This is a genomic window from Shewanella sp. KCT, assembly GCF_007636505.1.
GTDB classification, from domain to species: domain Bacteria; phylum Pseudomonadota; class Gammaproteobacteria; order Enterobacterales; family Shewanellaceae; genus Shewanella; species Shewanella halotolerans.
Genome location: NZ_LVDJ01000006.1, coordinates 185224 through 205650 on the forward strand (window position 1 = coordinate 185224; position 20427 = coordinate 205650).

Sequence of the window (20427 nt, forward strand, 5' to 3'; positions counted from 1 at the left end):
ATAGAGGATAAGCACAATGAACATGCCCGCAAACCTAGATGTCGGCCAAGGCCTCAACCAACTGCTGGCCAGGCAGAAGGTCAGCTTCCGTGAGCAAGGCGCCCCCTCTAGGCAGCAACGCGAGGCCCAGCTTATCGCCCTCAAGCAGGCGCTGCTGAGTCATCAGCAGGCGATTGTCGAGGCCCTCAATACCGACTATGGCCACAGATCCCCTGACGACAGCCGCATCTCCGACATCATGCCCTGCGTCAACAACATCAACTACACCCTGAAGAAGCTCAAGGGCTGGATGAAGCCGAGCCGTCGCCACGCAGGTATCTTACTGGCGCCCGCCAAGGTACAGGTGCAGTATCAGCCTCTGGGCGTTGTCGGCATCATAGTACCGTGGAACTTCCCCGTGATGCTCTCCATCGGTCCCTTGATCACCGCCCTGGCGGCTGGCAACCGCGCCATGATCAAGTTGTCTGAATTTACTCCAGAGACTAACAGGGTGCTGAGGCAAATGCTGGCCGGCCTGTTCGATGAGACCCTGGTGGCTGTCGTCGAAGGCGAGGCCGAGGTCGCCGCCGCCTTCTCGGCGCTCCCCTTCGACCATCTGCTGTTTACCGGCTCAACCACGGTTGGCCGCCATGTGATGCGCGCCGCCGCCGACAACCTCACCCCTGTCACCCTGGAGCTGGGCGGCAAGTCGCCGGTGATCATAGCTCCAGACATGCCGCTGGATACCGCCGTGGAGCGAATGATCTACGGCAAGTGCCTCAACGCCGGGCAGATCTGCGTCGCCCCCGACTATGTGCTGCTGCCCAAGGGCCAGAGCCAGGCCTTCGTACAGGCCTTCATTAACAGATTCAAGCAGATGTATGGCGAAATTGGCCAGAACCCAGACTACGGCGCCATCATCAATCAGCGTCAGTTCGATCGCCTGCAAGCGGCGCTGCAAGACGCCATCGACCTGGGCGCCCAGGTGACCCCCACCAGCAACGAAACCATGACGCCAGGCAGCCGCAAGCTGCCGGTGCAGCTGATAACCGGGGTTAACGAACAGATGAAGGTGATGCAGGAGGAGATCTTCGGCCCACTGCTGCCCATCGTCGAATATGACAGCCTGGAGCAGGCGATCGACTATGTGAACGACCGCCCTCGCCCGCTGGCCCTCTATATCATGAGCTTCGATAGCGATACTCAGCAGCGACTGCTCAACCAGACCCACTCGGGCGGTGTGTGCATCAACGAAACCGTGTTCCATGTGGCGGCGGACGATGCCCCCTTCGGCGGCATTGGCCCTTCAGGCATGGGCCACTACCATGGCAAGGAAGGCTTCCTCACCATGAGCCACGCCAAGACCATATTGAGCCGTGGCAAGCTCAACACGGGCAAGCTGGTGCATCCTCCCTATGGCAATGCCATTCAGCAGCTGCTGATGAAGCTGTTTTTACGCTAACGGGCAGATTCAGATGACAGCAAGCAGCAAACGCACCAAGAAACAGGCCGTCTTAGAGACCGCCCTGCAGCTGTTCGTCAGCCAGGGCTTTCACGGTACCAGCACGGCCACCATCGCCCGCGAGGCAGGGGTCGCCACAGGTACCCTGTTTCATCATTTCCCCTCCAAGGAGCAGTTGCTCGAGCAGCTGTTTTTAGGTGTCAAACAGGAGTTTGCCGACGCCATACAAGCGGGTGCAAGCAAGAGTGGCAACCTCAAGCAAGATGCCGAACAGCTGTGGTTTGCGGCGCTGACCTGGGCCATGGCCAATCCGCTCAAGCAGGCGTTTTTTCAGCTCTACTCCATGTCCCCCAACGTCGAGCAGTCGGTGCGGGATCAGGCGATGCACGGCATCCTAGGCTTTATCGCCGAATTGATCCGCCAGGGCCAGGCAAGCGGCGAGCTGGCCGAGTACCCCATCGAGATGATGCAGGACAATTGCCACGGCCAATACCTAGCCGCCACCCGCTACTTTGTCGACCACCCGGAGCGCTGGCAGCAAGAGCACGAGCGTAGCGCCAGCTTCGCCCTGTTTTGGAATGCGATGGCGGTGCGGTGAATCACTCCTGCCAATCGGCAAAGTGTGCTAACAGATGGTCTATAGCCATTCGCGCCCGCATGGGTAAGAAGCGGCGGTTTTGGTAAACAATCCAGCTGGTGAGGCCGCGATTCCAATAGGGTGACAACACAGGAACCAGGCTGCCCTTGGCCAGCGGCACGATAAAGCTACTCTTAGGCAGATAGGCAATCCCCAAATGCTGCTCTGCCGCCGCGATCACCGCTGGCACATTGTTGCTGCGCCAGCGTCCCTCCACCTTGATGCTCAGTTCATTATCGTCTTGTTGAAACAGCCAGTGATCATTGTTAGAGATGATGCAGCTATGCAACCTGAGATCCTGAGGCGTCTTGGGCGTACCATGCTCGGCCAGATACTCTGGGCTTGCCACCGCCATCATGTCTCGATTCGCCAACTTACGCGCCACCAGGCCTGAGTCTTTTAACATTCCAAAGCGAATCGCGAAATCGATACCATCTTCGACAAAATTAACCATACGACTGTTGAAGTCCATGTCTATGGTCAAGGCGGGATGTTGCCTGGCAAAATCAATCAATACCGGAGCGATATATTGCTCGGCAAAGGCACCTGCGGCACTGACCCTCAGCGTGCCACTGAGCTGCTGTTGCTGCTGAGTCACTTCCTCATTGGCCTGTCTAAGTCCTACCATCAGGTTTTGACACTGGCGATAATAACCCAGCCCTGCCTGGGTCAGGCTAACGCTACGAGTGGTTCGTGCAAACAAAGCGCAGCCGAGTCGCGCCTCAAGTCTCGCCACCTGGCGACTCACATGGCTGGTCGAACTTCCCAGTTGGCGTGCCGCCGCCGAAAAACCATTAGACTCGGCAACCGCAATAAATTCGACAATCCCCTCAAAACTCTCCATGAACCACCATTGTTGCCATATAACAATATTAATTTGCCATCTAGCAGGATTATCACCACTCAAGGGAGGAATTACAATGAGTCCACTTTCAGTAACAGAGACATTGCACCATGAAAAAAGTACTTATCTTTTTGACAAACCACGCCACACTCGGCACCACTGACGAAGCCAATGGCACCTTTGCGCCAGAACTCACCCATGCGCTGCATGAGCTAATAGCTGCGGGCCTTGATTATGATCTTGTCTCAATCGACGGCGGCAAGGCTCCCCTGTACGGCACAGATATCGAAGGTGATGAGGTCAACGCCTCTATGTTGCAGGACGCCGCGTTTATCAGCCGGGTCAACAATACGATTCCCGCCTCACAGATAGATATTGAGCAATACAGCGCCATCTACTATCCGGGGGGATTTGGCCTGCTATCGGATCTGGCCACCAATGAAGCCGTTGCCCAGCTCAGTGCAACACACTACGAAAATGGCGGTGTCATTGGCGCCGTCTGTCACGGACCAGCCGGTTTGCTGCCCATCACACTCAGCAATGGCGAAAAACTGATTGCCGATAAGTCTGTCACCGGCTTTACCCGTGAAGAGGAGATCGACTACGGCACCATAGATAAGATCCCTTTCCTGCTCGAAGAAGCACTGACCCGCAGCGCAAAGCGCTATAACAAGGTCCAGCCGTGGAATGCCTTCATCATAGAAGATGAGCGAGTCATTACCGGGCAAAACCCTGCCAGTGCTGGCGCCGTTGGTAAGGCCATTGCCGTGCACTTAGCTTAAGCTCAAAGCGACACTCATGGTCGTTTCAATGGCCATGAGTACCCGGCTTCGCTCCCCTGACAGATTATTTGATGTTAGTATCAGCAGCTTAATCCCATTGATTTGCCGCGATAATAACAACTATTGAGGAGCGCAATATGCCTGTGCAAATGCAACGACGCCATCTACTTAAGGGCTTGGCCGCTGCCAGTCTGCTGACTCAGCTAGCCCCCCTCCCGGCATGGGCGAAAGCGACTCAAAAAGCCCTCTATATCGATGGCCTCTCCTTTTTGCCGGAGGACTTAGCCGATCTCGGCGCGTCAAAGCTCGATGCCTACCTGTGCGACATATCCGCCATCGAGGCCATAGAACAGGCCGATGGCACCACCAACTACAAACGCACCTACAACGCCTGCGTCAAGAGTATCGGCGAGGCCCTGGCCAGGGTAAATGCCAACCCAGACAAGCTACTGCTGGGGCGCAGCGCCAAGGATATTGAGACGGCCCATGCCAGCGGCCGCACCGCCGTCTTCTTTCAAATTCAGGGCGCCGACTGCGTCGAGCAGAGCATAAATCAAGACCTCAATCAGGTGGATGAGTTTTATGAGCGCGGCCTTAGAGTGCTACAGCTCACCCACCACTATGGCAACCTGTTTAGCGGCGGCGCCCTGGACAACGACGGCAAGCAGGGGCTCAACCTGCCGCTCACCAAGGCCGGTCATCAGCTGATCCACAAGCTCAACAGCAAGCGGATGCTGATCGATGTCAGCCACTCCAGCCCCCAATCGGCATTAGACAGCGCCAAGGTCAGTCGCGCGCCCATAGTACAGAGCCACGGCGCCGTGCGCGCCATCGTCAACCACGCCCGCTGCTCACCCGATGAGGTGATCAGGGCGATCGCCGATACCGGCGGCCTGTTCGGCGTCTTTATGATGACCTTCTGGCTCACCACTGAGCACACACCCACCACAGACCACTATCTGGCCCAGCTCAAACATGTGGCCAATGTCGGCGGCATAGACGCCGTCGCCATCGCCAACGACTACCCGCTGCGGGGCCACGAGAAACTCTTAGAGCTAGACAACGACAACGCCGAAGGGGTGAAACAATATGTCGAGTGGTGGCATAGCCTGCGGGCACGGAGTGTACTCGGCTTCGACCACGAACCACGGCACGTGGTGATCCCAGAGCTTAACCATATCGAGCGCATGGAGCGGATCGACAGCGCCCTGTCCCGCGCCGGATTCAGCAGCGGCGATCGCGTTAAGATCATGGGGGGGAATTGGCAACGGGTGTTGGCCGAGGTACTAGGCTAGTTCCTCTGACCCAGGCTGGTTACTCTGACCCAGGCTAGTTACTCTAACCTAGGCTGGTTAGCGGCCAGCCTAATAACGCTTTCTTAAAGTTTCCTTTTAGAACATCTACCCGATTTCGTATTTGAAAGGCATCCTTTAACCAAGACAGCATGGTGTATCAATTGCCTGCGGCAGGTGCAGTGCATGGAGGCACCAATGTCGTGATCACATGGATGTGAATGAACGACCTACTGTGCAGATACGCCTGTGAGACACCGCGAGTACGCTCCCTGTAGGCTCTGCCGAAACATCCCTGTTTCGGAAGCTCACCGGCGTATCTGCACCCAGTTATCCATCTCTTCGATTAAACGACTTGGGAAAATTCCGGACATTTCCAATGTTAGATTTTTTGTTCTAACCCACTTAGCTCGAATTTATAGGGGTAGCACCTCGCTACCGAGCTCAAAATTGTTGGCTAAATTTAGCGAAGAATGAGCGCAAGCCAACTGTTTTGCGTCCACTTTAAGCGCCTTAATTAGCTTTTCATATGTACCTCTGAAAACCATCGCAGTCTTTGAAATAACTCGGATTCTCCCAATTATTTCTGTCATTCACTTCTTTTTTAAGGCGATTCATATCTATTACCTCTGAATTTGGATACTGCTGATAAATATAGAAATATTCTTTTGTAACAGACCGATCTTTATCAGGACCATAAAAGCAAAAACTTAAGCCACCTTTGTCAGCGCCTTTTGGAAAACTATGCCCATCAATAATAAGTTTATCAAAAAAAATAGAACCACCATTAATGGGAATACTATCCACTTTCGTCACACCATTAATGCTAAGTGAAAGTAAGCTTTCCTTTTCTAGCCAAACTTTAATAGTTGCATTGTCTAATTCGCAAATACTTGTATCTATTACTCCTGGATATATAACACCTTTAGCTTCGAATTCTTTCCTGACAGCTTTAGGCAAACCCTTTGTATCTTCGTCATACAATTGTTCAGGGTGATTAACATACTCAAATTTGAAAGTTACAAAATCCAATGATTTATAGCAGCTTTGAAATATAAAAGGTACGCCGTAATCGGCATAAGAAAAATTAGGGATAACAGTAATCATACAAATAATTAGAAAAGTAAACCTCATCAATAAACTCCTTTTATGTTGAGGATAACGCTTTACCTTGGGGCATCTAGAACGCAGTGTAGGCTGTCTCGCGGAGGGCCGAAGGCCCAGAGTGTACTTGAGCAACTTGTTATAAAGCCCTTGGTTTGCACTCAAAACTTTTACGCTCGCTTTCTGGTAAAACATGCTCTTTTATTGTTAACTCACAAGCGCCGAACTCTTTAAAATTGTTGCGACCTTGGCGCAAGGTGATGTATTGGTTTGGCCCCGACTCTATATCTAGCTCATCAATATCCTGCCCATCGTCTTCCCAGAAACAAATTGGACAAATTAGGAAATTCCCCCTTTCTGCAAGGGAGATGTAATCACAGCAATGACACTGCTCTCGTGGAGTAGGGTCTTCTGGCTCGTACCACTCAATTTCCTTGTTTTTAAATATACTGACTATCTTCTTAAACATGACATAGCCTTATAACGCCCAAAGCAAGCGCGCGTTTTTTGCGTCGCCTAGCCTACGTTTGTTAGTGCTTTACTATGATTCAAAGCCATATCTCCAATCGTTTAATAAGCCATCTGAACTTTGAATGCTCAGTATATCCATGATGCTTTCCAGGTACGATAAAGCCCTGTCACGCTCTTCGGAATCGTAACTTTCTAGCTGACTAAGAGATAACTTAAATTGACCAAGTACATAAGCCTTCGTTGGGTTATCTGGAATACCTATAATAAGACGGGATGTAAGATCGTTGATGACTTTCTCTGCGCTGGCTCTCACTGACTCATCGGGGGCTCTAGGATACTTCAGGGAGGAATCTTCGATAAATTTCTTTTGGGCGAGAAAATCTTGTAGCTCGATGACCGCACTATCAGTAATTTCCAATGCCTGCTTATCTCCTGTGCCACAAGACGTAAGTAGAAAAATGAGTGCCAAGCACCACAACTGTTTAAGACGCATCATCTCTCCGGTTTGGTAGCACTAACTCTTTGCTAAGGGGCAAATAGCAGTTGGCTATACTTGCGCGAAGCGCCAAGCCAACTGTTAATTGTCCCAGTGAGTTTACGAACTTGAGCAACTTGTAATACAACCTATTCACTGTAACCATCCAGCGGGGCTACTGTAAGGTGATTTTGAAATTGCACAGGTTCGATAGAATTTAAATACTTTGAGTTTACAAAAACAATATAGGTTTCAATGCCTTGCCCATCTGAATACGGATAAAGGATTGTTCCCTTTGGCAATACGCCAATGTTTTCAGGAGATGCTTGCACCGAAAGTGTTTGAGTTAAAGATACAGGATCAGACTCTAGTAATTGCCACTTGTGCCAAAACGCTCCGGCAACAAAAGAAATAGCGGACACTAGAATTAATAGGAAATATCTCAATTCAAACTCCATTCTATTGAGGTTGTATATCGCCGCAATATGGGGCTATTAAGCTTGGCTAAAATTAGCGAAGAATGAGCGCCAGCCAAGCTTTAGACGTCCCACGCATAATTACCTTGTTATACGTTTTTACTCGATTCTACCTTCGGGGCACCAAACAGCCATTCCACCACCGGGGCATGCTACAACAAGCCAAGTATCTGAATCTTCTCCATGATTTGTTAAACCAGCTTGCCACGGTTCATAATCATGGTCTTCGCCATTCATAAATAACAATTTCCCACTTTTGAAATGAACAACCAAATGAGGCCAAGGAGATAATATTTGGATTTTATCAACTTCTTCGCCACGCAATCGATGTAGCTTAAACTCTTCTTGCTCTTGGGTTAACTCTTCAAAATTTAAATTAAGTTCGTCTGGGATTTCCTCGAAGATATCCCACTCAGAAGAAAGGTTAATATAAGCTTCTTGGCGAATATCGTCAGGCCCATCCAACAACAGTTGAGGAGTGAAAAAGCGAAGGCCATTTACACTGCTTCCTTTCATGAGTCTGTTTAATACAGCCTCTGCAAATTTTCTATCAGATTCGTCCATAGTCTCGAAACGTATAACAGCTTATTAGTGCGCATGCGCGTTTATCTCGATAGAACACTGAAAGCGCGCATTGTTAACTGATTGTATTGCAACGAAGTTATCACCTTTACCTCAAATACACCATCCAGAAAAACGTGCATGCGCTTTTCCAAACCTCCCGCCTTGCGAGGCTTAAATTTAAGCGCATGAATTTAATGATTTTTTCATTCACTCGGTTTGCCACCAAAAGATAACAAAGTGGCAAATATGCACTAAGTTTTCCCCTCTATCGACGACAAATGCGGTCAAATCGAAGAGACGTTGAGTACCGAGTGCAGATACGCCAGTGACCTTCGGTTTCAGGGATGAAACCGCAGAGCGGCTAGGGATGGCGAACAGCGTGTCACGGGTGTATCTGCACATACGTCGTTCTCTCACATCCCTGTGATCACGACATTCGTACTTCCATGTACAGCACCCGCCGGGCAGGCGTTAGGTAGCAATGAAGGTACGACCTTCAATTCCCTAATCAAACAAGAACGCCGCCAAAAGCTAAACCGCTAAACCGCTAAACCGCTAAACCGCTAAACCAACATGGCAAACAGCCAAACTCTAAACCACCGTGGCAAACAACCAATCCCACGATACACTGAAACTAATATCAATAAGAAATTCAACGCAGAAGACTAACCATGCCCCAACAACCCTGGATACGCCTACTGTTACTCACCTCGGTCACCATGCTGGCCTTCGCAGCCAACTCGCTGTTTTGCCGGGAGGCCCTGGCATCGGGCAGCATAGGCGCAGCCAGCTTCACCCTGATACGTATCGCCTCCGGCGCCCTGGTGCTTGGGCTACTCGCATCACCTCAGATCCGCACAAGCGGCCTTGGTGGTAACTGGCTATCGGCATCGGCGCTATTTGGTTATGCGGTGACATTCTCCTTTGCCTACAACAGTCTAAGCGCCGGCACGGGTGCCTTGTTGCTGTTCGGCGCGGTGCAGATCACCATGATCCTCTACGGTTTGTGGTCGGGCGAGTGGATAAATCGAAAACAGATGGTAGGAGCGCTAATGGCCGGAGGCGGACTGGTATGGTTAGTGCTGCCGGGCGTAAGCGCTCCGCCCTTAATAGGCGCCGTGCTGATGATAATCGCCGGGGTTTCCTGGGGCATCTACTCCCTGCTAGGTCGCGGCACAAAGCGCCCAACTTTGGCCACGGCGGGTAATTTTATTCGCGCCGTGCCCATGGCCCTGGTGCCTTTTGCCCTGCTCGCTAATTTAGAGACGATCAGCGCTGCCGGGATTGGCTACGCCGTCGCCTCAGGCGCCCTCGCCTCGGGGCTGGGCTACGCCCTATGGTATCTAGTCCTGCCCTCGCTTTCGGCGGTCACCGCCGCGACCGTGCAGCTCAGCGTGCCTATCATTGCCGCCTTCGGCGGCTTCATTTGGCTCGGCGAGGCATTAACAAGCAGACTCCTGCTCGCCTCCATCGCCGTCCTCGGCGGCATCGCCCTATTTGTCATGAGTAAAAACTCTCCCCGCTAGATAGGAGATAAGTAACACCTAAGGTAGGCAACTCCACTTCCCTATACCGACAAACGATAGAACACTTAACTAACGCAATTAAAGTCTAATCGAAGAGATGGAATACCCAAGTGTAGATGCATCTGCGGACGTCGATGGCAGGGATGCCATCGTCGAGCCTCCAAGGATGATGAGATGGACACCTTTTGTGAAGTCGGCGTCAAAAGCGCCATATTGAATTTACAAGGTTCAATGTCAACAAAAGGTGTCCACTATGAAAGTTACTCTAATTGGTATCGATTTGGCAAAAAATGTTCTTCAGGTTTGCGGTGTCAATCAAGTCGGTAAAACGCTCTTTAATCGCACCGTTAAACGCACTCAACTGTTGAAAACGCCCGTTCAGTATCCAGATGCAGTGATTGCCATGGAAGCCTGTAGTGGCTCAAATTATTGGGGGCGAGAGCTGATGTCACGCGGATTTGAGGTAAAACTTATCCCACCACAGCATGTGAAGCCCTTCGTGAAAGGCAATAAAAATGACCGCAATGATGCCTTTGCAATCTGTGAGGCTGCGATGCGCCCCAACATTATCTTCGTTAAGCCAAGAACCTTAGCGCAGGTCGATATCATTATTTCCCATCGAATTCGCGAGCGTCGTATTCGTGCCAGAACCGCGTTGACTAATCAAATACGTGGATTGTTGAGTGAATACGGCATTGTTATTCCCAAAGGCCGCGACCCGCTCAACCTTGCTCTACCTGAGTTACTCGAAGATGCCGATAACTCACTAACCACCACCGCCCGCAGGTATATCAGAGAGTTACTCGATGAGCTATATGCCATCAATGCTTCGATTAAATCACTGGAAAAAGAGATTCGACTACAGGCAAGAAATCATGAAGATACCAAGCGATTAACCGCTATACGAGGTGTCGCTGAAATTATTGCTACAGCGGCGGTATCGTTCGCTGGTGATGGTTCAGGTTATCAAAATGGGCGACATTTCTCGGCAAACTTGGGGCTGGTACCGAAAGAGTTCTCAAGTGGTGGAAAACAGAAATTAGGGGCTATCACCAAACGTGGAAACAGCTATCTAAGACGTCAGCTAATTCAAGGTGCTTGGTCTGTCATACGCTATGCCAATAATAATAACGACAGACTATCTGTCTGGGCAAGAAAGGTCATCGAACGAAGAGGCAAACAGAAAGCGGCGGTAGCTGTGGCCAACAAACTCGCTAGAATCATTTGGGCAATGCTTTACTACAAAACGGAGTATAGACCTGGCTAAACAACAAGAACAATTACATACCCTAAAAACCGAACACAATTAATGAAGTAACAGGTAATACCGACCTTCGTAAATGCTGAGAGAGCACAAGGTGTTGTAACACCGAAAGGACGATAAGCAGCGAAGGCGCGGTTCTCATTAAGGCCAGAGCACAAAGATGCTCACAAACAGGTCGGATATACGTACGCAGTATTACTTTCTGTTACTCACAAAATGTTTGATCTAACCGAGGTGTCCATATAAGGATTTACGGCGTGTAGCAGATGTATCTACACAAAAGCGAGCCGCAGGCTATGGGATACAGTTACTATTCAACTGACAGTGAACTGGCAATACAAAACCCTCCATCTCAGACCCTTGAGATAAGTGTTCCAGACACAAATCCCCTCTTTGGCCTCCTGACCTCCAGGTCTAAATCCTTCCCGAGGATTTCAGACATTCCCCACTTCCCTGTGGGTCAGGGAGGAAATGCCTTGAAATGTCGGGAACATTTCAAGGCCCTGGCCACCGGGGATAACTTCCCCATAAACGTAAGTCCCTATACAAACACCAAAGCCTTCCATCCCTGGGCTTTGGCATAAGTGTTCCAGACGCAAATCCCTTCTTCGGCCTTCTGACCTCCATGGAAGGAGGAAATGCCTTGAAATGTCGGGAACATTTCAAGGCCCTGGCCACCGGGGATAAGCTCCCCATAAACGTAAGTCCCTATACAAACACCAAAGCCTTCCATCCCTGGGCTTTGGCATAAGTGTTCCTGACACAAAAAAGCCACGGCGGTGGCCGTGGCTTTTGGCGGTGGCTTCCTAGCCACCTTTTGGAGTGTTAACTATGTTAGTAACCGGTTGATATTGATTAAGAAATATTAGTGTTTCTTAGCGTAATCAGCGGCTTGTTCACCGGCTAGGCGACCAAAGGTGATGATGTCAGAGATAGCGTTACCACCAAGACGGTTTGCACCGTGAACACCACCTGTCACTTCACCCGCGCCGTATAGGCCTGGAATCACCTGTTTCTTGGCATCCATTACCTCGGCCTTAGTATCGATCATCACGCCGCCCATGGTGTGGTGAACACCAGGAGTCACTTCGATGGCATAGTAGTTACCTTCGTTCAGTGCGCGTGGCAGGTTAGGACGCTCGAAATCGGCATCTTTACCACTGGTCACGAAGCTGTTGTAACGAGCGACAGTTTCGGTCAACGCCTTACCATCGATACCTTCCAGCTTGCCTAGTTTTTCCAGGCTATCTGCGCTAGGTGCTACACCCAGGCCGATATACTTGTCGATCTTCTTCAGTGACTTACGTACTGAATCATCGAAGATCAGGTAAGCAGACTTACCAGTTTGCTGCAGAATAGCCGCGGCAGCCTTGTCACGAGTAGTGATCTCGTTGACGAAACGCTTACCTTCACGGTTAACCAGGATAGCGCCGTTACCACGAACCGCTTCGGTCACCATCACACCACCTTTAACAGATAGGGTTGGGTGAGCCTGGATGTATTCAAGGTCTTTCATCGCCGCGCCAGCGTTTGCTGCTACGTCGATACCGTCGCCAACTGCACCTGGTTGGTTAGTCGATACGAAGCCTTTCAGCTTAGGATCCAGCTTAGATACGCGTTCGTTGTTCTTAGCGAAACCACCGGTAGCCAGAATCACTGCATCGGCTTTCACCCAGTAGTAACCCTTGTACATACCCTTAACCAGGATACCTTTAACCTTGCCGCTGTCGTCTTTGAGGATCTCAACGCCGCGAGTGTTCATGCGGATATCAATGTTGCGCTTAACCGCGTTATCGTAAAGTACTTGTACCACGTGTGCGCCAACACCAGCACCACCGGTAGGACGGTGTGAACGGTTAACAGAAGCACCACCCATACGGCCTACGTCGCTTAGATCGGCGCCCATGCCAGTCATCCAGTCGACAGAGCCTTTTGAGTGAGAAGAAAGGATCTTAACTAACTCAGGATCGTTGATGTTACGGCCACCTTTCATGGTGTCTTTAAACATGATCTCTGGGTCATCTTTGATGTTTTTCGCTTTTTGCTGATCGGTCCAAGCGGCGTTCATACCACCGGCCGCCAACTTGGCGTTACCACCGATAACCGGCTCTTTCTCGATCAGAATCACTTTAGCGCCATTATCGTGGGCCGATACTGCGGCAGAGAAACCTGCGCCGCCTGAACCTACAACCACTACGTCAACGGTATCGCGAGGTGCGCTAGCAAGAGCCGCTTGACGTTCTGCCTTGTCTTTCGCCAGTTCGGCGATAGTTGGCTCGTGACGTTCCCACTTCTTGGCATAAGGCATGTTGAAATCGAAGCTATGGCAAGAGTCACAGTAGACCATAGATTTTTCGTGTGCGCTGTGGCAAGAAGTACAAGAAACATCACCAGGGAAGTGAGAATCGTGGGCGTTGTAGTGTTCATGCTTAGTGCTTTCAGCCACTTCCGCTAGGGTACCGTGACAAGAAACACACTGAGCATTTTCATAGGTCAGGCTGTCGTTTGATAGCTCACCGTCTGCTTGGTGACAGCTATCACACTCTTGGTTTTGGGCGTGGAAATCAGCCAGGTTGTCGGCTGCCATGGCGTTGCCCATGAATCCGGCTGTGCCCATCAAGGTGGCTAGACAAACCGCAAGTTTCATCTTTTTCATCTTTGCTCCCCCTTCTAAACTTACAGGTTTAACCCGCTGAATTTAGAAGCACTTACATTATATTTAGATTAAAGTGGTTCACACTTCACTTTAGAAGAAAGCCTTAACCGGTATTGATGAGTACCTCGGGCTTTCACTATCGCTCAACTAAATGATTAACCAGGAAAGAGAAGCCAGCAATCTCGCCACCGCTTTAGGCTTCAGAAATGACACCTCAATCACAGCCCTCAAGATCGCCTATGCAAGTATGCATAATCACAAAGAGGTATATGCAAAAATGCATAGCCCTGTGAGATCCCGGTCACGCAGCATTTCTGCTGGGATTGGGTTAGATAAGAAATCGCTAATTCGCGTAATACAGCACAGTTTATTGCTGCGGAAAATTGTAGTATTTCAGCATGAAACGCTTACTGCTCTGCCTAATCTTCTTCAGCTTTCCCGCACTATCGCAGGAGAGTATCGTCTTTGGCGTCCACTCGAAAACCGCGCCGCTGGAGTGGCGCAACAACGGTGTGGATCAGGGTTTCAACATAGAGTTGATGCACAGAATTGGCCAGCTGACCGATAAGCGGATCATCATCCGCCGAAAGAGCTTTCAACAGCTGGTGAAAGATATGCACAATCCGGGCAGCGACATCGACGTGATCGCCGTGGTCAGCCCGGTAAACCTGGATCGCAAGCTCAGCCAGTCCGATCCCATCTACGCCACCCACGCCAAGGCCTACACCCTGCAAGGCAAGGCGCTGATCAACAGCTGGACAGATCTGGTGGGCAAGCGGGTCGCCATCAAGAAGGGCGCCTTCGTCGACGTCTACCTGTCGGGCTACCCACAGAAATTCAACCGTGTGGATGTCGACCTGTATGAGACCGGCTTTAAGCAGCTGATCGAGGGCGAGGTCGACGTGGTGATAGCCGAGAGCTTCGTGGCCCGCCGCCTGCTGCCCCTCTACCCGTCGGTGCGCAGCTCGAGTGATGCCCTCATCTATGGCGCCTTCAACTTCGTCTGCAACGGCAAGAAAGCCGCCTTGATGCAGGAGATCAACGACGCCCTACGTCAGCTCAAGCTATCTGGGGAATATGACCGCCTGGTCAACAAGTGGTTTGGCACCGGCCGCGAGAAGGTGGACCTGACCTCCACCGAGAAGCGCATGTTCTCCCTGGCGATCCTGGTGGCCATCGTCTCGGCCAGCGGCATGATCTATACCGGCTTCATCAGCGCCAGCCTGCGCAGACGTAAGAAGGCCCTGGACGCCGAGCTCATTCAGCGTCGCCGGGTCGAGGCGGAGATCTCCAACATCTCCAAGCAGTTTCAGTCGGTATTGGACGGTATTCCCCACGGCGTGACCATAGTCAATCGCAAGCTGCAACGCCTGTGGAGTAACGACAACAATGTGCATCTGCTGATCTCTGAGGACTTCCATTACATAGATGATCAAGCCTTCGATCTCAGGCCCGCCGTGCTGCAGGTGCTCAACGAGCAGAAGTCGCTGATTGCCGACATGATGTATCTGGAACAATATTGGCAGCTGCAGATCCACCCCATCGCCAATGATCAGGTGGTGGTGCTGCTGGAAGAATCCACCGAGCAGCACAAGCTACGTCAGGCCAACGAAGAGGCCAGCCGTTTAGCATCACTTGGAGAGCTGTCTGCAGGCATCGCCCACGAGATCAACAACCCGACTGGGCTCATTCTGCACGCCATCTCGCTATTTTCGGCGGCCATCAAGGACCTAAATCCGGCGGCCAACTATTATCAGCAGCAGAACCCCTTCTGGCAGATCGCCGGGCTCGCGCCCAGCCAGGCCATGGAGGAGATGGCGGCGAGCAGCGACACCATAGAGGAGGCCGCCAAGCGCATCAGCCGTATCGTCAACGATCTCAAGCGCTACGCCCTGCCTAATCTCACCCAAGATCATACGCTGGTCTGCCTCAATGAGGTGGTCGAGGTGGCACTGCGGCTCACCGCTAACCAGACCAAGACCCGGCAGGTGACTAAGCTGCTACACCTCCCCAGTCCGAGGATCATGGGGGATGCCCAGCAGCTGCATCAGGTGTTGATCAACCTGATCCAAAACGCCTGTCATGCCTGTGCGGCCCACGAAGGCAGCATTCAGATCAGCACCCAGGTGAGTCAGGGGCGGGCCCTGATCAAGGTCAACGACAATGGCTGCGGCATGGACAGCGCCACCCTAAAGCGTATCACAGAGCCCTTCTTCACCACCCGACGCACCGAGGGAGGCAGCGGCCTGGGCCTGTCGGTCTGTAGCCGTATCATCAAAGAGCATCAGGGGCAGATGCAGATCCACTCGACACCCGGTAAGGGCACCCGTATCCAACTTAGTTTTGCCTTGGTTCAGGAGTAGCAACAACAGATGAAACTTGCACGCAATATCCTATTGGTCGACGACGAGGCCTCCTGGCTGCGCACCCTGGCGGTGACCCTCAACCGTCTGGTGCCCGAGGCAGAGATAGACACCTGCGTCGACAGTCGCCAGGTACTCAATCGCCTGCAGGTAGGCGACTATGCCTTGGTGCTGCTGGACCTCACCATGCCCTTTCACTCAGGTGAAGAACTGCTGGGGATGATCCGCGCCGAACACCCCAACACCCGGGTGATCATAGTCACGGGGGTCAACGAGGTGGATACCGCGGTGCGCTGCATCAAGCATGGCGCCTACGACTACTTCATCAAGACAGACAATGTCAGCGACCTGGCCCATACGGTGCGCCGCGCGCTGGAGGTGGTGGGGCTGGAGCGCAACTACCTGCATATCAAGGAGCGCTTTCTCAGCCGCACCTTAGACAACCCCAAGGCCTTCAATAACATACTCACCTGTGAGCCGGCGCTGCTGGATCAGTTTCGCTATCTCGAGGCCGTCGCCTTCAGCCCAGAGCCCCTGTTGCTCCACGGCGAGAGCGGTACCGGCAAGAGCGAGTTTGCCCGCTCCTGCCATCAGCTGTTCAGCCCAGAGCAGCCCTTTGTCAGCCTCAACCTGGCGGGCATCAACAGCGACACCTTCGAGCTTAAGCTGTGTGGCCGTCTGAGCCATAAGCCAAACGGTGAGGTCGATGCAGTCACCGGCCTGTTACACCAGGCAGGCAGTGGCGTGCTCTACCTGAGCGAGATAGGCGCCCTGCCCCTGAGCGCCCAGATCACCTTGCTGGAACTTATCGAGAGCCGAAGCTACTCGCCCCAGGGCAGCGACAGCCGCTTCCCCATCAAGTGTAAGTTTGTGGTCTCCACCCAGGACGATCTGCTGGCCCTCAACAAGGCTGGCGAGTTTCGCAGCGATCTCCTCTACCGCCTGCGCGCCCATAAGATAAGACTGCCGCGCCTGGCCGAGCGTCCGCTGGACATCGCCATGCTGATCAACCACTTCATCGCCGAGGCCGCCGAGGAGATGTCCCTGAGCGCGCCGCAGCAACCCAGGGATCTGGCGCCTAAGCTGCTGGATTACGACTTTCCCGGTAACCTCAACGAGCTTAAGGGGATGGTGTTTGATGCCGTCAGTCGCAGCGACGGCGTTACCCTCAACATCTCCCCCTTCATGGAGGCGATAAAGGAACATAAGTCGCTTGATGCCGCCCCCGGGGATCACATCATCTTCCCTAAGTCGCTGCCCACCCTGGCACAGATGAATCAGGCCTTGATCGACGAGGCCATGAGCCGCACCGCCAACAACCAGACCGCCGCGGCGCAGATGCTGGGGATCAGCCAGAGCGCCCTCAGCCGGCGCCTGACCAAGGGGCAGGAAAACTAGCCCCGCCAAATGGGCATAAAAAAAGCCTCTCATCATGAGAGGCTTTTTTCATTTAAAGGTCTTAGGCCGTCTGCTGCTGACGCGCTTCTTCTTGCGCCTCGTCATGGGCATTCTCTGTGGCGTCCACTATGGTGAGCACCGCGGCGTCACCCACGACGTTACAAGAGGTCAGTACCATGTCGATCAGTCGGTCAAGTGCCGCGACAATCACGAAGGCCTCGACTGGCAGACCCATCTGGTGGATCAGCACGCCAATCATCACCATGCCGCCACCTGGCACGCCACCTGCGCCAACAGACAGCAGGAAGATGCTAAACAGCAGCGCAGGTAGCTGATCCATGGCAATCGGAGCGCCGAAGGAGTTGGCCACGAAGAAGATGGCGATGGTGATATAAATAGAGACGCCGCCCATGTTCATAGTCGCCCCCAACGGCACGCCGAAACCGGCCACGGCGCGCTTCACGCCCAGCTTCTCTGTGAGGGTACGCATGGTAACAGGGATGGTGGCATTCGAGCTGGCGGTCGACAGGGAGAATAGGATCTGCTCCTGTGTCTTGGCGCGGAAGGTCTTAGCAGACACTGGGGTAAACAGGCTCACCGCCCAAGGGTAGACCACGAAGATCCACAGCAGAAGCAGGCTGAGGATCACCACCAGGTATTCGACCACGCTGAGGAAGAGGCTCGCCTCCAGGGTCGCGCCCAGCTTAAACATCAGCGCAAACACACCTATGGGCGCCAGCTGCATCACCACACTGATAAGTTTCATCATCAGCTTGTTGCCTTCCATAAAGCCCTGTTGCAGTAGCGGCACGGCGCCATTCATCGCCTTGATGACACCACCGACCAGCAGCGCCATGAAGATCACCTGCAGCATATTGCCCGAGGTGAAGGCGGCTACCGGGTTACTCGGCACTATATTGACGATAAGCTGCATCAGGTTAGGCAGCTCGGTTGCTGTGATCTCGGCGCCCGTGCCCCCCGTCATGTCGACCCCGAGTCCCGGCTTAAGCAGTAGGGCTACGGTCAGGGCGGCGAAGATGGCCACCAGGGTGTTGATGATGTAGAAACCGAAGGTCTTGCCGCCGAGGCGACCAAAGCTCTTGAGATCGTCGAGCTCCAGCACGCCGCAGACGATGCTGACGAAGACCAGGGGCACCACCATCATCATGATCATGTTGACGAACATGGTACCCAGGCCGGAAGCGACCTCGACCAGGGTGCTGGAGAAGAACCCGACATCGGCCAAGAAATATTGAATGATGCTACCCAGAATCAGGCCAGAAAAGAGGCCGATAAAGATGCGCGTAGAAAGTGATTTAGTCATATGCTTGCCTTGTTTTGTTGCGCATCTATCGTGCGCTTTTTTTCTTCTCCATCTGACGTGGAGATAGTGATGAGAGCCGTGGCTCTCCCGTTACTGGTCAGTGATAGTGGATCATGCTAGTGATAATTTCAATCACAATCTGGGCAAGTTAACAAACGCAGAACGGCTAGTTGAAAGCATCACCCATAACAAGATGATGATTTTTATGATTAAAATATTAGACAGGTAAGTTTGGGCTAATCGGCAAGTTTTACTTGTTAGCACAAAAAGCCAACAGTTCGATCACAAAGACGGCACACAAGCCAGTGAAACACGCCAACAAGAGCAAATTCAGCGAGATTAAAAACCATGCAAAGGTGAATTTGCAGTGATAGTCATTACCCACAGGCAGAGACTAGTGAGATCCACTAGTCAAAGGCGAAAACACAGCAGATAGCCAAGAAGGCAGATAAACAAAAACCGCTAAACCAGCATTTTGATAAGTTACTGATTTAACGGTTTTAAGTGATTTTTAGCATCAGATAGCAACCGGATAAGCAGTCACTATATTAGTTAACACCTGATCACGGATAATGCTTAAGCTTGAGCTTAGGCCAACCACAACTCCACATCGCGTATGATGAAGTTGCCGCTATACACAGGATGGCGCTCGCCTATGGGCTCAAGCTCGAAATAGCGTCTATGCTCCTCGGGCAATCCCTCATAGCCGCAGATCACCTGATACAGCCAGCTCTCGGTATCCCAGCTAAGTGCCTTAGCCTGATGGTAATCCAGCGCCGATTGCCTCAGCCCTGAGTCGATCACGGCGCAGAAATACTCATCCACCGCCAGCTTGAGCGGATTGTCGGGAATATCGAAGTCTTCCGCCTCCACCAGGGCGAAGGGCACATCATGATCGCGCATCACAAGATCGCGACCGGCGCGGCTAATGCTCTTGATCTGTGACACCATGGCCAGCAACTCGACTTCCTGCGCCGTGTTGGTCACGTCCACCGCCGCCGGTGCCAAAATCGCCTCGGCGCGGTTAAACAGGGTCGGCAGCTGCTTGTGACTCACATGATCCGCCACCTCATAATCTGGATGCATATCCGTGTAGAGTAGCCAGCCCTTGAGCAGACGGGTACGTCCCTGGATCTGACGGAATCGTCCAAGCAGCTCCAACAGACGTCCCTGCACCACGCTAAGCTCCTGGGTACAGTCGCTCAGGGTCTCCTGCAAGCGAGTCACCAGCAGCTTACGCAGCTCGCGGATATCGCCGGCGATCTCACCCAGCTCGCTAAACTGGAACATCTCCAGTCCGTTGAGCAGCTCGGTCACCTGACTCTGAGCCAGCTCGTTTTCACGTATCTTGGCGTTGATGGTGCCCACATAGCCGAACTCGTTGTTGATACGGCTCCAGAGCACACGAATCGAGTATTTCAGCCCCTCGGTGAAGCTGTAGACCTGTTCGCTGAGATCCGCAAGATAGGCCTCACTGGCGCTGTAATCGGCGGCCTGACGGGCCTCCTTGTAGTGGTCGGCAAGGGTCTTGATGGTGGCCAAGGATGAGCCCACATTGGCATCGATCTGACGATTGCGCTCGTCGCTCAGCACCTCTTCCAGCAGGGCTCGCACCGAGCGTTTCAGTCTCAGCCCCTGTTCGCCCTCGGGCTGCCACAGGATATCCGCCTTACGCAGCTTGTCGATGGCACCGGCGCGCTCGCCCTCTTCGGTCACAGAGCCGGAGAGGTAGACATCCATGATGAGATCCGCATGGCGCCCCAGCTGCTTAAGTAGCGTGACCCCCGCCTGATGTAAGTTGCTACTCATA

17 protein-coding genes are annotated in these 20427 nt (G+C 52.6%); 8 read left to right on the forward strand and 9 right to left on the reverse strand.

Features of this window, described 5'->3' with window-relative positions:
- Window positions 1-16 precede the first annotated feature (16 nt).
- Both AYI87_RS10900 and AYI87_RS10905 read left to right on the forward strand, forming a co-directional pair.
- Complete coding sequence (locus tag AYI87_RS10900) at window positions 17-1441, forward strand: coniferyl aldehyde dehydrogenase (RefSeq protein ID WP_144202031.1); 1425 nt, start codon at window positions 17-19, stop codon at window positions 1439-1441.
- Between the two features lie 13 nt (window positions 1442-1454).
- Complete coding sequence (locus AYI87_RS10905) at window positions 1455-2039, forward strand: TetR/AcrR family transcriptional regulator (protein WP_144202033.1); 585 nt, start codon at window positions 1455-1457, stop codon at window positions 2037-2039.
- 1 nt (window position 2040) lies between these two features.
- Here the strand turns inward: AYI87_RS10905 and AYI87_RS10910 are convergent, their stop codons facing one another.
- Window positions 2041-2922, reverse strand: coding sequence for a LysR family transcriptional regulator (locus AYI87_RS10910; protein WP_144202034.1), 882 nt, complete (start codon window positions 2920-2922; stop codon window positions 2041-2043).
- 110 nt (window positions 2923-3032) lie between these two features.
- Here AYI87_RS10910 and AYI87_RS10915 point away from each other — a divergent pair, with 110 nt between their 5' ends.
- Together AYI87_RS10915 and AYI87_RS10920 are read left to right on the forward strand one after the other, a co-directional pair.
- Window positions 3033-3704, forward strand: a complete 672-nt coding sequence (locus AYI87_RS10915) for a type 1 glutamine amidotransferase domain-containing protein (RefSeq protein ID WP_144202036.1) — start codon at window positions 3033-3035, stop codon at window positions 3702-3704.
- Window positions 3705-3841: 137 nt separating this feature from the next.
- Window positions 3842-4999 carry a membrane dipeptidase gene (locus AYI87_RS10920; protein WP_144202038.1) on the forward strand — a complete coding sequence of 386 codons (1158 nt, stop codon included), beginning with the start codon at window positions 3842-3844 and terminating at the stop codon, window positions 4997-4999.
- A 522-nt stretch (window positions 5000-5521) separates the two neighbouring features.
- On the opposite strand, the gene AYI87_RS10925 is transcribed toward AYI87_RS10920, so the two are convergent.
- The 5 genes from AYI87_RS10925 to AYI87_RS10945 all read right to left on the reverse strand — a co-directional run bounded on the left by AYI87_RS10925 (window position 5522) and on the right by AYI87_RS10945 (window position 8086).
- A complete protein-coding gene (locus tag AYI87_RS10925; RefSeq protein WP_144202040.1) occupies window positions 5522-6130 on the reverse strand; it encodes a hypothetical protein in 609 nt (202 codons plus the stop codon).
- Between the two features lie 109 nt (window positions 6131-6239).
- Window positions 6240-6569, reverse strand: coding sequence for a CPCC family cysteine-rich protein (locus AYI87_RS10930; RefSeq protein WP_144202042.1), 330 nt, complete (start codon window positions 6567-6569; stop codon window positions 6240-6242).
- 72 nt (window positions 6570-6641) lie between these two features.
- Entirely contained in the window at window positions 6642-7067 is a 426-nt protein-coding gene (locus AYI87_RS10935) for a DUF4844 domain-containing protein (protein WP_144202044.1), read from the reverse strand.
- Between the two features lie 128 nt (window positions 7068-7195).
- A complete protein-coding gene (locus AYI87_RS10940; protein ID WP_144202046.1) occupies window positions 7196-7492 on the reverse strand; it encodes a hypothetical protein in 297 nt (98 codons plus the stop codon).
- A 129-nt stretch (window positions 7493-7621) separates the two neighbouring features.
- Window positions 7622-8086: a hypothetical protein gene (locus tag AYI87_RS10945; RefSeq protein WP_144202048.1), complete on the reverse strand. Its 465-nt coding sequence runs from the start codon at window positions 8084-8086 to the stop codon at window positions 7622-7624.
- A gap of 671 nt (window positions 8087-8757) precedes the next feature.
- Between AYI87_RS10945 and AYI87_RS10950 the strand changes: the two genes are divergently transcribed.
- Together AYI87_RS10950 and AYI87_RS10955 are read left to right on the forward strand one after the other, a co-directional pair.
- A complete protein-coding gene (locus AYI87_RS10950) occupies window positions 8758-9612 on the forward strand; it encodes a DMT family transporter (RefSeq protein ID WP_144202050.1) in 855 nt (284 codons plus the stop codon).
- A 253-nt stretch (window positions 9613-9865) separates the two neighbouring features.
- Window positions 9866-10879, forward strand: coding sequence for an IS110 family transposase (locus tag AYI87_RS10955; RefSeq protein ID WP_144202052.1), 1014 nt, complete (start codon window positions 9866-9868; stop codon window positions 10877-10879).
- 862 nt (window positions 10880-11741) lie between these two features.
- On the opposite strand, the gene AYI87_RS10960 is transcribed toward AYI87_RS10955, so the two are convergent.
- A complete protein-coding gene (locus AYI87_RS10960) occupies window positions 11742-13532 on the reverse strand; it encodes a flavocytochrome c (protein ID WP_011866908.1) in 1791 nt (596 codons plus the stop codon).
- Between the two features lie 398 nt (window positions 13533-13930).
- Between AYI87_RS10960 and AYI87_RS10965 the strand changes: the two genes are divergently transcribed.
- Together AYI87_RS10965 and AYI87_RS10970 are read left to right on the forward strand one after the other, a co-directional pair.
- Window positions 13931-15895 (forward strand): ATP-binding protein, encoded by a 1965-nt coding sequence (locus AYI87_RS10965; protein ID WP_144202054.1) that lies wholly within the window; start codon window positions 13931-13933, stop codon window positions 15893-15895.
- A 9-nt stretch (window positions 15896-15904) separates the two neighbouring features.
- Entirely contained in the window at window positions 15905-17293 is a 1389-nt protein-coding gene (locus tag AYI87_RS10970; protein ID WP_144202056.1) for a sigma-54-dependent transcriptional regulator, read from the forward strand.
- A 61-nt stretch (window positions 17294-17354) separates the two neighbouring features.
- On the opposite strand, the gene AYI87_RS10975 is transcribed toward AYI87_RS10970, so the two are convergent.
- Together AYI87_RS10975 and AYI87_RS10980 are read right to left on the reverse strand one after the other, a co-directional pair.
- A complete protein-coding gene (locus tag AYI87_RS10975; RefSeq protein WP_144202058.1) occupies window positions 17355-18617 on the reverse strand; it encodes a dicarboxylate/amino acid:cation symporter in 1263 nt (420 codons plus the stop codon).
- Window positions 18618-19205: 588 nt separating this feature from the next.
- Window positions 19206-20426 carry a phosphoenolpyruvate carboxylase gene (locus AYI87_RS10980; protein WP_144202060.1) on the reverse strand — a complete coding sequence of 407 codons (1221 nt, stop codon included), beginning with the start codon at window positions 20424-20426 and terminating at the stop codon, window positions 19206-19208.
- Window position 20427 lies beyond the last annotated feature (1 nt).

Coding starts and splice junctions, on each gene's coding strand:
- AYI87_RS10960 (WP_011866908.1), bottom strand. CDS start 13,532: ATGAAAAAGATGAAACTTGCGGTTTGTCTAGCCACCTTGATGGGCACA.
- AYI87_RS10925 (WP_144202040.1), bottom strand. CDS start 6,130: ATGAGGTTTACTTTTCTAATTATTTGTATGATTACTGTTATCCCTAAT.
- AYI87_RS10945 (WP_144202048.1), bottom strand. CDS start 8,086: ATGGACGAATCTGATAGAAAATTTGCAGAGGCTGTATTAAACAGACTC.
- AYI87_RS10935 (WP_144202044.1), bottom strand. CDS start 7,067: ATGATGCGTCTTAAACAGTTGTGGTGCTTGGCACTCATTTTTCTACTT.
- AYI87_RS10910 (WP_144202034.1), bottom strand. CDS start 2,922: ATGGAGAGTTTTGAGGGGATTGTCGAATTTATTGCGGTTGCCGAGTCT.
- AYI87_RS10965 (WP_144202054.1), top strand. CDS start 13,931: ATGAAACGCTTACTGCTCTGCCTAATCTTCTTCAGCTTTCCCGCACTA.
- AYI87_RS10970 (WP_144202056.1), top strand. CDS start 15,905: ATGAAACTTGCACGCAATATCCTATTGGTCGACGACGAGGCCTCCTGG.
- AYI87_RS10950 (WP_144202050.1), top strand. CDS start 8,758: ATGCCCCAACAACCCTGGATACGCCTACTGTTACTCACCTCGGTCACC.
- AYI87_RS10955 (WP_144202052.1), top strand. CDS start 9,866: ATGAAAGTTACTCTAATTGGTATCGATTTGGCAAAAAATGTTCTTCAG.
- AYI87_RS10900 (WP_144202031.1), top strand. CDS start 17: ATGAACATGCCCGCAAACCTAGATGTCGGCCAAGGCCTCAACCAACTG.
- AYI87_RS10920 (WP_144202038.1), top strand. CDS start 3,842: ATGCCTGTGCAAATGCAACGACGCCATCTACTTAAGGGCTTGGCCGCT.
- AYI87_RS10975 (WP_144202058.1), bottom strand. CDS start 18,617: ATGACTAAATCACTTTCTACGCGCATCTTTATCGGCCTCTTTTCTGGC.
- AYI87_RS10905 (WP_144202033.1), top strand. CDS start 1,455: ATGACAGCAAGCAGCAAACGCACCAAGAAACAGGCCGTCTTAGAGACC.
- AYI87_RS10930 (WP_144202042.1), bottom strand. CDS start 6,569: ATGTTTAAGAAGATAGTCAGTATATTTAAAAACAAGGAAATTGAGTGG.
- AYI87_RS10980 (WP_144202060.1), bottom strand. CDS start 20,426: ATGAGTAGCAACTTACATCAGGCGGGGGTCACGCTACTTAAGCAGCTG.
- AYI87_RS10915 (WP_144202036.1), top strand. CDS start 3,033: ATGAAAAAAGTACTTATCTTTTTGACAAACCACGCCACACTCGGCACC.